This is a genomic window from Halomicrobium katesii DSM 19301 (genome assembly GCF_000379085.1).
Taxonomy (GTDB): domain Archaea; phylum Halobacteriota; class Halobacteria; order Halobacteriales; family Haloarculaceae; genus Halomicrobium; species Halomicrobium katesii.
This window is the reverse complement of sequence record NZ_KB905379.1, coordinates 138,595-150,673: the sequence shown is the minus strand read 5'-3', so window position 1 is coordinate 150,673 and position 12,079 is coordinate 138,595. Positions and strand designations below refer to the sequence as shown.

Here is a 12,079-nt window from a genome sequence, read left to right as displayed (position 1 = left end):
GCCGTTTACCGCACCGACCGCGCAACAGCGCACGGTCGATATATTTCGCAGTCTCTGAGACGCGTTTAGATCGCCGTACCCACTCTCTAAGGAAGATCGTTCGATAAGCCAACGAACGCCCTCAGCGCTCGTGGCTTTTCGCGAACGAACGTGAGCGAAAGAGCGGAGCGTACCGGTGATTCGAGCAGACGAGACGAGCGAAGCGAGTCTCGACGCGGTTCAAATCCCACAGCGCTCGCTTCTCTGCGGCTTGCAGACACGCGAGCCACTGGTTCGGGAACAACTGTGGATTTCAGAGCTATTTTCAAGCAGTACCGGACTTCGCTTACTCAGCGTTGACCACCTCTCTCTAACTAAACGATCTCCGAAAATCATTTACTCAACGGAGCGCTATCGAGAGTAATGAAAGACGGGTATCTGATCGATACACCAGCGCCGGGGAAGTACCTGTCCGCCAATTCGACAGCACCACTTCCCGCATCGAAATTCTATCTCCCAGACGACCTTCCACCGTCGTTGGAACTCTCTGCCGAGGTCATCGATGCACACGGGCGAGCGATGCATTCACTCGGTCGCCTCGACGGTTTCTGGAGTGAGATCGACGACCCAGAGACTGCCTTTGGCCTGTTCGTGTACAAGGAGGCAGAACAGTCCTCGCAGGTCGAAGGGACGCAGGTGACCGTCTCAGATATGCTTCAGAGAGGGAGCCATTCGAAGGACGTTCAAGAAGCTCGGAACTACGCTACGGCGCTCCGGGATGCGACCGAGACGCTGACCAATCAGGGCCGGAGTCGGCAACAACTCTCTCTCGCTCTCCTGCAATCACTGCACGAGTCGCTGATGGAAACCGGACGAACGGACGACGAGGATCCACGACCGGGCGAGTTCCGGGACCGGTACGTCTGGATCGAGGAAGAGCAACAGCGTGGCTACGGTACCGCTGTCCGATTCGCTCCCCCGAAACCGGAGATCGCTGTGTCGAAGATGGATAACTTCGAGGAGTATATGCAGCACGGAGAGTACCCGACGCTCGTCGATATCGGGCTGCTCCATTACCAGCTCGAAACGGTTCATCCGTTCGTCGACGGCAACGGTCGTGTCGGGCGGCTGTTGATCGTCCTGATGCTGATCGCTGACGACATTCTCGTCCACCCGCTGTTCTACCTCAGCTCCTATATTCGCCGTAATCGCGACGAGTATACGGATCGCTTGCTCGCAGTCAACGAAGCGGGCGAGTGGAACGCATGGCTCGAATTCTTCTTGACCGGCATCCGGGAACAGGCAGACGAGGCATTCGGCCGTGCGAAATTACTGCTTCAGTTACGGGAGGGGTATCGTCAGGAATACAGTGACGCCGCTCCCTCGGTAAAGGCCCTGATTGAAGCTCTGTTCACCGAACCGATCCTCACCGTCTCTCGGGCCGCCGAACTGATCGATATGTCGTACCAGGCAGCGAACAAAGCAGTCGACCGACTCGAAGCAGACGGTGTCGTCGAGGAACTCACTGGTCAAGAACGATATCGTGAGTTTCGGGCGAACGAAGTACTCGGGGTTCTGAACAGAGGTCAGGCTGAGATTCCCGCTCCCGGTGAACTAATGGCTGAGTAAACTGTCGTTCGATCAGAACGCGTTCGGCCGGGATGGATCTACTCGATCGGTCGTTTTCCCCATTACGTTCTCCCAGCGGGACTTCTTTCGCTGTCTGGCGGTCTTTGAGACGCGTATAGATCCTCGTGGCGTTGCTCTACTGTAGATCGTTCGACGCTCGAACGAACGGTCTCGGCGCTCGTGACTTTGCGACGAGCGGAGCCGAGGAGGTCGGGCACCGCTCTGATACTGTCGGCTATCTCTTCGTGATACATCTCCTCTCGACCGGATCGAACGCAAGCGCTTTCAGTCGGTCCCGTGATGTCGCTCCCACGACCATTCAGATGGTGGATCGAACTGAACCACCGGAGCCGGCACGGCTCGTCGAGATCGTCGAAACGGAACCGGTCGAACGGGTGCGGGACGCACTGACGGCACTCGCCGCCGCGTCCCCGTCCGTTCGGAAGGACGCGGTACGGGCGCTGGGCGACCTCGCGGACGACGCTCCCTCGCGCTTCGACGGTCTGGCTCCCGCGGTCGCCTCGTTTCTCACCGACGAGGAACGCGCGATACGGCTCACGACCGCGAAGCTGTTCGTCGCCGTCGCCGAGGCCGAACCCGACGCCGTCCTCGCGGCCGTCGACGATCTCGGTGCTCGCCTCGCCGACGAGGACGAGTTTTACTACGTCCGTGCTCGCTCGGCCGAAGCGCTGGGGTACGTCGCTCTCGACCACCCCGACGCTGTCGCAGCGCCCGACGTGCTCGCCGATCTGCGCGTCGGCCTCGCGTTCGACGAGCCCGAGGTCACGGCGAAACTCGCCAAGGCGCTGGCGTTCGTCGCGCTCGGCGATCCCGACCGACTCCGGCACCTCGTCGAACACCTCGGGGACCACCTCGACGCCGAGAGCGAACTCGTCAGGTACCACGTCTGTACGGCGCTGGTCGCGACCGGCTGCGAGCACCCGGAGCGCCTGGCCGACGTTCGGGGGGCGCTCGCTGCGCGCCTGGACGACCCGAATCCGTACGTCCGGGGTCGCGCGGCGGAAGCGTTCGGTACCGTCGGGGCCGACGTGTTCGAAGAGTATCCGACCGCCCGACTGCGGGCGCTGACTGACGACGACGAGTCGTTCGTCACAGAGCGTGGAGCGTTCGCGCTCACGGCGGAGCGAGGCCGATCAGCGGAACGGCGCTCGGACGACGGCGATCTCGGAACGATCGCGTCGCTTCGCCGGACGACCGGTTCGGTGATCGAGGCGCTGACGACCGCCGACGCCGTCGACGACTGTCCCCACTGCGGGACTGCACTGCCCGAGTCGGGGCCGCCGATGTGTCTCCAGTGTGGCGCGCCGCGGTAGTTTCGGCTCGCCTAAAATCCACAACGCATATATATCGTTTAGGCGAGCCAAATCCTATGGCGCGCAACTCGAACGACGCGAACGGAGCGACCCGACGAGAGTACGTGTTGTCCGGTGGTTCTCTGGCGCTCGCCGGTCTGATCGCAGGCTGTAGCGGTACCAGCAGCGACTCTTCGACCGAGACAGCCACCCAGACGGACGCACAAACCGAGTCGAGCGACGGGGATGCGTACTCCGTCTCGATGGCCCCCGTTAGCGACGTGACCTTCGACGCCGTCCCGGAGACGTGGGTGCCCTACGGCGGGGACTTCGCCGACATGGGCGTCGCGCTGGGCCAGGCCGACGGGATGGTCGGGATCGGCCAGTCCGGCGAGTATCACACTGGCGTCTACGACGAGCTCCCGGGCGTCAGTGTCGACTTCGAGCGGATAGCCGCCAACGATCTCGTCGAGGCAGACATGTCCAGGGAACTGTTCTACGAACTCGACAGCGACGTCCACGTCGTCGACACGGGCATGCTGCGAAACTGGTTCGACTGGAGCGACGACGACATCGCCGAGATCCGGGAGAACGTCGGCCCGTTCTTCGGAAACATGATCTTTCGGCGGTCCGACGAGTGGCACGACTACCGGTACTACACGCTCTACCAGGCATTCGAGAAGATGGCCGCGATGTTCCGGGAGCGGGCCCGTTTCGAGGCCTTCGAGACGCTCCACGAGGAGTTCCTGGCCGAGCTCCAGTCCCAGCTGCCGCCGGCAGACGATCGTCCGAGCGTCTTTCTCACCTACGAGGGAACGGACGAGCCGGAGACGTTCTCCCCGTACCGACTCAACGACGACGGGACGAGCAAGAAGCAGTGGAACGACCTCGGTGTCAGCGACGCACTCGCCGGAACGGGCGTCGAGAACCTGAGCACTGAGAACCGGGGGGAACTCGACTACGAGAACCTGCTCACGATCGACCCGGACGTGTTGTTGCTTCGCGGCCACGAGGAGAAGTCGGCGACCGAGTTCCGCGAGACCGTCCTCGGCTTCCTCCGCGAACATCCCGTCGGCGGGCAACTGACGGCGGTCGAGAACGGTCGCGTCTACCGAGGTGGGCCGCTCCGACAGGGTCCGATTCAGAATCTGTTCCTCACCGAGCGGGCCGCCAAGCAACTGTACCCAGAGACGTTCGGGCGCGTCACCGACGATGCGGAACTCTTCGACCGCCAGCGGGTCGCGGATATCGTCACCGGAGAGCTCTGACGATGGGCGAGACGACGCCCGCGAACGGAGCTACCGACCGCGAAGTCGTGATCGTCGGCGGCGGCCCAGCAGGTTGTTCTGCGGGCGTGTTTACCGCCCGGTACGGCCTCGATACGGTCGTGTTCGACCGTGGGCGCTCGTCGCTCCGGCGGTGCGCTCACCTCGAAAACTACCTCGGCTTCCCCGCGGGCATCGACATCGAGACGCTCTACGAGCTGTTCCACGACCACGCCCGAGAGGCCGGCTGTGAGCTCCGTTCGGACCTCGTCGAGTCCGTCGAGCGCCGTGACGACGGCGGCTTCCGCGTGGAGCTTCAGTCCGGCGACCCGGTCACGACCGACCGAGTCGTCGCCGCGACGCGATACGGCGGGGAGTACCTCCTGTCGCTGGACGAGGCCGCGATGGTGACGACCCGCGAGCACGACGGCGAGGTACACGAGACCTTCGACGACTCCTATCCCGCGGCGGACGGGACGACACCGATCGACGGGCTGTACGTCGCCTCGCCCTCCGGGGCGTCTCGGCAGGCGATCGTCGCTGCCGGGCGGGGCGCGCGGACGGCCCTGAGCGTCGTCGAAGACGTTCGCCGCGACCGCGGCGTTCCCGAGCCGGTCGCCGATCACTACGACTGGGTCCGTCGGCGCGCGGAACTCGACGAGGAGTGGGACGATCGGGACCGGTGGCGCGAGTGGTTCGCCCAGCGGCTTCCGGACGATCTCGACCCCGAATCGCCGGCACTGGCGTCCGTTCGCGAGTCCGAGATCGATCGGGTGTTCGAGAGCTACGTCGACGACGACGAGATCGAGCGACGGCGCGAACGCGGCCAGGAACGGCTCCTCGATCACGTCGACGACGATCTGATCGTCGAACGGGCCCGTGCCATCGAGGACCGAACCGCGCCAGAGCGTGCCGACGACTGACGCCGATCGTCCGTCTGTGACGTACCCGCCACCCCGAACGAGCGACCATCTCACGACGGGACTGACGGGAAGTCGTCCGACTGCCGTCTCGCTCTGAGTGCCGGCGATCTCGTCGGCGTCGCCGGAGCGGAGACCGTAGCGGTTATATGTTTTTAGGTAAACCTAAAATATAGTCGCAGACGCCGGTGACGGCGACAACTACGGTGAGAGACAGATGATCGGGACGACACTCGCAGAGCTTCGGGAACGCGTGGAACGGCTCGCCACGGACGACGGTTCGTACCGCGTCGTCTGTGGTCGGACTGGCGAGCGACCGGTCCCCGTCGCGACACTGCGCTTCGACAGTCGCTCGACGGCACGCCTCGCGGTCCGTGCGACCGAACAGTACCGGAGCACGCTTCGCACGTACGATCCCCGGACGCCGCGATACGACCTGATCGTCTGCGAGGAGTCGGACCCGTTCGGCGACCGGGCGCTCTCTGCTGGGTCCCGTCCGGACACCGACGCCGCGGTGCCGTCGGTGGCTGACGCCGGCGATTCGGACGAGGGGACGCAACGGCGCATCGAGTTCTGTCACCGGGTCGCCGCCGCCGTCTTCGAGGCGCTGTCCGACGGCCCGTACGACGACCTGGAGACCGCCGTCGTGGACGCGTACTTCGAACTCGCAGAGACAGTCGACGACCCGGACGACCTCTGTCTGTGCTTGCTGGAGTGTCTCGCCACCGAGTTCGACGCGCGACTGCGCCCCGACCAGCAGGCAGCACTGCTGACTGATGCGGCGTCGCAGCTGACGCCCGTCGATCGGACCCGGCAGCCGGTCGCCACGGCACTGGCGGCGCTCCAGCGTCGCGGCCTCGTCGGAGAGTTCAGCTGTCGCTCGACCTCGATCGACCGGGAGAACCGACGACGGACCGTCCAGGCGACGCTCTCTGCGTACGCACTGTCGGTCCGAGACGGCCGACTGCCGGTGCTCCCGGTGGCGGTCGAACTGTCTCGCCACCAGCCCGAGTGGTCTCTATCGGGGTTCCGCGTCGTCGACGCGGACCGCGGCTGGCGTCTCGTCGTCGAACTCGGTGGCAGCGAGCCGATGTCGCTCTCGACTGTGCCAGTCCAGTCGCCGTAGCGCCCCGGACGGCCATCCACTCCGCATCGACTGCGATCGGTCGTCGTTCTCAGTCGATAGGAACGCCACTCTCGCTTGAAGCAGTCTCACACGGTAGTTACACGTAGATCGATCGGCGTCCCCGTCGTGCCCACTGGACGCAGAAACGCAACAGCCAACCCCACACCAATGTTACCGAATATCACTACCACGGTCATGGTCATCGTCCTCGTGATCAGCACGGTCACCTTCGGCGGGCTCATCGCGTCTCTCGCGCACCGCGCTGCCCGCCGATTACACTCCCGACCGATGCAACTGTTCAGCGTCGGGTTCGCCATTCTGACGGCCGGCCTGGCTACCAGCGGGGTGCTCGCAGTGCTCTTTCGCCTCGACGCGAAGGAGGGACTGCTGATTCAGGGCGTGTTCGTCCTCGTCGGCCTCGGCGTCCTCCTTCGGTCGATCTACATGCGCCGCCCGAACGTCGGGGTCTGATGCCGTCGCCCGTCGCTGGCAACTACCGATCTCCGGCGACACGAACGAACGCCATCGGGTGACGCTATAGCCCCGTTCACACCCGACAGCCACCTATGGCCCACGAGTCCCAGACTGACGCCGACAGACGCCTCGACGCCCGCAAGATCGGCGGTGAACCGTTCGACGACATCATGAGTGCGCTCGGATCGCTATAGTAACAATTGAAACGATTTACACACCGATCGCACTGTAGTCGTGCGATCGGGTGTGCATTGACTTTCAATGGCTACTATACCAGCCGACGAGACGCTGGTGCTCGTGAACAGTTTCGAACCCTCGCCGCTGTATGGCGTCCTCGAAGAACACGGGTTCGAGTACACATCACACAATCTGTCACCAGATATGTGGGAGATGGAGATAAAATATGGATAAGTACATCTATATATCTCAAGACTTGCAGATCTCTCTATCTATATTCATACATCGCATTTCACACTCACTTTTTACCTCGACTGGCAGTTCATTCGCTTCGCTGTCGTCGACCTGCCTCGGAGACGAAGCCGTTCGGGACAACTACTTCCTCGAACGGCGCGAAACGTCTGCCCGATGACCGAAGACTACGACGACCTGCCGCTGGTGTACTCGTGCTCTGGGTGTTCGAGTGCGGCCCAGATGGCCAACGACCTCGCCGTGCGACTCGACCGCGAGCGCGTGGCGGAGATGTCCTGTATCGCGGGCGTGGGTGCAGACGTCGACCCGCTCGTGGAGACGGCGACTGCCGGGCGACCGATGGTCGTGATCGACGGGTGCCCCCCGGAGTGTGCGCGCAACAGCCTCGAACGCCACGACGTGGCCCCGGACCGTCACGTCAACCTCGCCAAACGCGGCGTGGCGAAGGAGTATCACACGGACTACGACGACGAGCAGGCCGAGCGCCTGTTCGAAGACCGCCGCGCGACGGTCGAAGACCTCACCGCGACGGCCTGATCTCCCGGCCGGCAGTGTGGTGTGTGTGTCGAGCCCGGCCGGAGATCCGCCTCGATCCCGGTGCGTTGAAGCCGTCGCAGTCCCGAGTCCCGATATGCAGAGTCCCGAAGAGTGGACGGCGGCGGACGTACGCGAGTTGCACGACGACCTCGTCTCGCTGTACGAACCGGTCGCACAGACCGAGGCACACGGGGCCGACGCCGACGCGGAGCCGGGCGAGGGCGTCCGACAGCTCGTGACGACGATCCTCTCCCAGAACGTCGCCGACGAGAACACGCGCCGGGCCTCGGAGTCGCTGTTCGAAACCTACGAGGACTTCGCGGCAATCGAGGCGGCCGACCACGACGAGCTGGCCGAGACGATCCGCGTCGCCGGCCTCCCGGACCAGAAGGCGGCCCGCATCCAGCGTGCGCTGACCGCGATCCGCGAGGAGACCGGCGGGGCCTACTCGCTGGCCTTCCTCGACGCGCTGCCGACAGCGGAGGCGAAGGCGTGGCTCACCGACATCAAGGGCGTGGGTCCCAAGACCGCGAGCGTCGTGCTGAACTTCCACTTCGGGAAGCCGACGATGGCCGTCGACACGCACGTCGAGCGCGTGTCCAAGCGATTCGGACTCGTCCCCGAGGACGCGAGCAACGAGCGCGCCCACGACGCCCTCGACGCGGTCGTGCCGGACGAACTCACGTATCCGCTCCACGTCCTGCTCATCCGCCACGGGCGCACGCACTGCTCGGCGCGGAACCCGAACTGTGACAACCCGCTCTGTGAGCGCTACTGCGACTGTGAGGGCTGTGGGAGCGACTGACGGCTGGGAGCTTCTGACCGACGGGAACAGTGGTCGCCGTTTATGATCCAGGGGCGAGTCTGTCCGAGTGGAAACACCATGTACGACACCGTTCTGGTTCCGACCGACGGCAGCGACCACGCGGAACAGGCCGGAGCCCACGCCGCGTTCCTCGCGCGGGCGTTCGACGCGTCGATCCACCTCCTCAACGTCGTCGACCTCCAGGCGGCGGCCGGCCCGATCAACGCCGGTGGCGTCGACGAGGCCTACGTCGAGCGCCTCGAATCGGAAGGCGAAGCGACGATCGGGGCGCTCGAACCGATCTTCGAGGATGTCTCGGTCGAGACGGCCGTCGTCCGGGGACGGCCCAGCGAGACGATCCTCGACTACGCCGCGGAACACGACGCGGATCTGCTGGCGATGGGGACCCACGGCCGGACTGGTCTCGAACGGTACATCGCCGGGAGCGTCGTCGAACACGTCGTTCGTCACGCGACTGTCCCGGTCCTGACGACTCGGGCGGTCGAGACGAGCACCGTCGACGACGGCTACGACGAGATCGTGATCCCGACCGACGGGAGCGAGCCGTCGACGGCGGCGGTCGAGCACGGCCTCGCCATCGCCGAGCGGGCCGACGCCCGAGTCCACGCGATCAACGTCGTCAACGTCGCGACGCTGTCTTCGGGCCCGGACCAGACCGCGCCCACGGAGCTGCTAGCGGAGTTCACTGCCCGCGGCGAGCGTGCTACCGAAGAGATCGCGACGGCCGCGGCCGATCGCGGGCTCGACGCCACGACGACGGTCCGCGAGGGATTCCCGGCCCGAGACATCCTCGACTACGTCGAAGCGAACGACGCCGATCTGGTCGCGATGGGGACGGCGGGGCGAAGCGGCCTGAACCGCTTCCTCCTTGGCAGCACCACCGAGCGCGTCATCCGCCACTCCCCGGTACCGGTCTGTGCGGTCAACGCTCGGGACGCGGAGTGAGCACCGGCCGGCTCGCCCGGGACTCGATCACAGGGCGTAGGCGAGCCGTTCGCCCACGTCGAGGCCGTTGCGAAGCGCCGCGTGGAGGCGGGCCTCTCCGGCGACCCAGTCGCCGACCGGATAGAGTCCGTGCTCGTTGGCCGAGGCGACCGGGCCGGACTGGACGCCCGCGTCCGGGAGCGCGTAGCGCCACCCCTGGTGGTCGGTCCAGTCAGGCTCGGTGAGCCGGTCGTCGCCGACGACGGCCGCGGTCAGTTCGGCCAGCTCGGCGACGTTGTCTGCCGGATCGCCGTCGTAGTTGTCGACCGACCACTCCGGGCTCGCCTGGACGACGAGCAGACTCTCCCCGTCTGGGACGTGGCCGCGCTTGCACTCCTCGCGAGCGATCCAGCCCACGTCGTGGTCGTCGTCGGTGTTGATGAGCGCGTAGTAGCGGCGGTCGAGTTCGAACTCGTAGTGGAGCACGGCCGTCCAGATCGTCCGGTAGGGCACGTCCGTCGCGGCCGCGGCCAGCCGTTCACGCACGGGATGCTCCCACTCCGCGTCGTCGAGCAGCGCCGCGGTCTGGGGTGCCGGCGGATTCAGTGCCAGCGCGTCGAAGGGACCCCACTGCCGGCCGTCGGTATCGGTCAGCTCCCACTGGTCGGTCTCCGGGAGCCGGCGAACGGCCTCGACCCGCGTCCGGCGGTGGACGGTCGCGTCGGTCTCGGAAAACAGCCGCTTCGCGATCTGGGTGAGGCCCGACTCGTAACTCCACCTGTGCTCGTCGGTGTCTCGTCCCTCGGAGACCGTTCCGTCCCCGTCGAAGGTGTAGATCGGCTCGGTCACGTCGACCCGTCCCGCCTCGCCCAGCGTCTCGCGGACGAGGTCCGCGACGCGCTCGTCGTCGGACTTCAGGTAGTTCGCGCCGTAGTCGTAGGTCAGCGAGCCGTGCCGCCGGGTCGCGGCCCGCCCGCAGACGCCGCCGGACTTTTCGAGGACCGTCAGATCTGCCGACGGGTGGGAGCCGTCGACCACGTAGCTGAGTGCCGCTGCGCCAGCGCCCGCGCCGACCACGCCAACGTCGACCATACGGGTAGAAGGGCCACCAGGCAGATAAAACGGCGACCAACACAGTTGGATCGGTCGCGTTCGCGGCGGCGTCGCGACGCCCGATCCGGCCGAAACCGGTGGTAGGAACGGCTTACTCGCGCACGAACAGCCGCTGTACGGCGGTGACGAGCCGGGCGGCGGGGCCAGAGTCGCCGAGGCCGTCCGCGCTCGCGGCCCCCGTCACCTGCTCGACCGTGTTGCGAACGTCGCGGACGAACGGGCCGGGATCGTCGGTCGAGAGGTAGTCGAAGCGGGGATGCCCGAGCAGCGACGCCGCGATCTCGCCGGCACGGACCGGGAACGAGGGGCGTTCGACCAGCGGGTACTCCTCGGTCAGGACGCTGTGGAGGTGCAGCGCTTCGCCACGGAGGAGGTGCCCCCCGATCCCGACCTCGTAGTCGGGTGCGCCGTCGATGGGGTGATCCGTCGCCTGCGCCCAGGCGAGCAGTGGGAAGTCGACGCCGGCCTGGACCGTGAAGGGCAGCGACGACCAGAACCGGGGGTTGATCTCCATCAGCTTGAACGCCCCCGTGCGCGGGTCTCGCAGGAACTCCACCATGGCGACGCCGTGCCAGTCGAGTTCGTCCAGCAGCGCCCGCCCGGCCCGCTCCAGGGTCGGGATGTCGACGGACTCGCGGAACGCGCTCGGGCCGCCACAGTACTTCCAGCCGCGACGCTGGCGGTGCTGAAACGTCGCTACGGGACTGCCGTGGTCGTACTGGGCGAAGAAGCCGTACTCCTCGATCGTCGGGACGTACTCCTGGACGAGGGGCACGTGCCCCATCTCCTCGACGATCGCCTCACTGTCGGGTCGCTCGCCCGGTTCGAGGTACGCGGTCGAACTCCACTGGGTCTCGGGGTCCGCAAAGCGGTCGGCGTACTCCGGTGCGCGGAAGGTGTAGCGGGGCTTGACGATGCACTCTGCCTCCCAGTCGGTCCACTCCGAGAGCGTCCGGGTCCGGGGCGTGGCGACGCCGGCCCGGTCGGCGGCCTCGAACAGCGCCACCCGATCTTGCACCCGTTGCAGGGTCGCAAGCGTCGGCCACGGCGTTCCGACGTGCTCGCGAAACTGGTCGCGGTTGCGCGCCAGGGCGTACACGTCCGGTTCGCGAAAGGGGAGGATCGTCGCCACGTCGTCGCGCCGGGCCAGTTCCAGCAGCGCCGTCTCGTAGCCCGGAAAGTCCTCCCCAGGATCGGGGACGCTGACCGATTCCTCGCAGTACGCCGACTCGGCTGCCGGTGGTGTGTCGTGCTCGGAGGCGACGATCGCCGGGATCGATCGGCGACCGAGCGACCGGACCGCCGCGGTGCTGCTCGCCGTATCGATTCCGGGGACGACCACGCCCTCCCGGCGACCGTCTCGCGTACCTGCCATACCCCTTCCATGGGCGGACTGCGGTTTTGTTACGGAGGTCCTGTCGACGCGTCCGAACCGGGGCGACGAGCGACGGCGGCGACGGCCGGCGGGACACGCCAGCAGCGGCGAGTAACTCCGTCCTACGGCAGCCGTAAGCTCGTCGTACGCGGTCACCGGCGGGTCCGCG

The 12,079-nt window shown here is 66.0% G+C and carries 12 protein-coding genes; 10 read left to right on the top strand and 2 right to left on the bottom strand.

What is annotated here, in order from left to right; translation table 11 throughout:
• Positions 1-402: 402 nt before the first annotated feature.
• The 10 genes from HALKA_RS0116235 to HALKA_RS0116190 all read left to right on the top strand — a co-directional run bounded on the left by HALKA_RS0116235 (position 403) and on the right by HALKA_RS0116190 (position 9,443).
• The gene (locus HALKA_RS0116235) at positions 403-1,608 is read left to right on the top strand and encodes a Fic family protein (RefSeq protein ID WP_026190375.1); all 1,206 of its coding nucleotides are present in this window, start codon (positions 403-405) and stop codon (positions 1,606-1,608) included.
• 323 nt (positions 1,609-1,931) lie between these two features.
• Positions 1,932-2,942: a zinc ribbon domain-containing protein gene (locus HALKA_RS0116230; RefSeq protein ID WP_026190374.1), complete on the top strand. Its 1,011-nt coding sequence runs from the start codon at positions 1,932-1,934 to the stop codon at positions 2,940-2,942.
• A 56-nt stretch (positions 2,943-2,998) separates the two neighbouring features.
• Positions 2,999-4,189 (top strand): ABC transporter substrate-binding protein, encoded by a 1,191-nt coding sequence (locus tag HALKA_RS0116225; RefSeq protein WP_018258992.1) that lies wholly within the window; start codon positions 2,999-3,001, stop codon positions 4,187-4,189.
• A gap of 2 nt (positions 4,190-4,191) precedes the next feature.
• On the top strand, positions 4,192-5,109 hold the full coding sequence (locus HALKA_RS0116220) for an NAD(P)/FAD-dependent oxidoreductase (protein ID WP_018258991.1): 918 nt from the start codon (positions 4,192-4,194) through the stop codon (positions 5,107-5,109).
• Between the two features lie 214 nt (positions 5,110-5,323).
• Positions 5,324-6,232, top strand: a complete 909-nt coding sequence (locus tag HALKA_RS0116215) for a DUF7551 domain-containing protein (protein ID WP_018258990.1) — start codon at positions 5,324-5,326, stop codon at positions 6,230-6,232.
• A gap of 195 nt (positions 6,233-6,427) precedes the next feature.
• Entirely contained in the window at positions 6,428-6,703 is a 276-nt protein-coding gene (locus HALKA_RS0116210) for a DUF7521 family protein (protein WP_018258989.1), read from the top strand.
• A 264-nt stretch (positions 6,704-6,967) separates the two neighbouring features.
• Positions 6,968-7,117 carry a DUF2249 domain-containing protein gene (locus HALKA_RS21130; protein ID WP_155119445.1) on the top strand — a complete coding sequence of 50 codons (150 nt, stop codon included), beginning with the start codon at positions 6,968-6,970 and terminating at the stop codon, positions 7,115-7,117.
• A gap of 174 nt (positions 7,118-7,291) precedes the next feature.
• Positions 7,292-7,672: a putative zinc-binding protein gene (locus tag HALKA_RS0116200; RefSeq protein ID WP_018258987.1), complete on the top strand. Its 381-nt coding sequence runs from the start codon at positions 7,292-7,294 to the stop codon at positions 7,670-7,672.
• A 94-nt stretch (positions 7,673-7,766) separates the two neighbouring features.
• Positions 7,767-8,477, top strand: a complete 711-nt coding sequence (locus HALKA_RS0116195; RefSeq protein ID WP_018258986.1) for an endonuclease III domain-containing protein — start codon at positions 7,767-7,769, stop codon at positions 8,475-8,477.
• A 78-nt stretch (positions 8,478-8,555) separates the two neighbouring features.
• Positions 8,556-9,443 (top strand): universal stress protein, encoded by an 888-nt coding sequence (locus HALKA_RS0116190; protein WP_026190371.1) that lies wholly within the window; start codon positions 8,556-8,558, stop codon positions 9,441-9,443.
• 27 nt (positions 9,444-9,470) lie between these two features.
• Here HALKA_RS0116190 and HALKA_RS0116185 read toward each other — a convergent pair whose 3' ends face one another.
• Positions 9,471-10,514: an NAD(P)/FAD-dependent oxidoreductase gene (locus HALKA_RS0116185; protein WP_018258984.1), complete on the bottom strand. Its 1,044-nt coding sequence runs from the start codon at positions 10,512-10,514 to the stop codon at positions 9,471-9,473.
• A gap of 112 nt (positions 10,515-10,626) precedes the next feature.
• On the bottom strand, positions 10,627-11,910 hold the full coding sequence (locus HALKA_RS0116180) for a carboxylate--amine ligase (protein WP_018258983.1): 1,284 nt from the start codon (positions 11,908-11,910) through the stop codon (positions 10,627-10,629).
• Positions 11,911-12,079 lie beyond the last annotated feature (169 nt).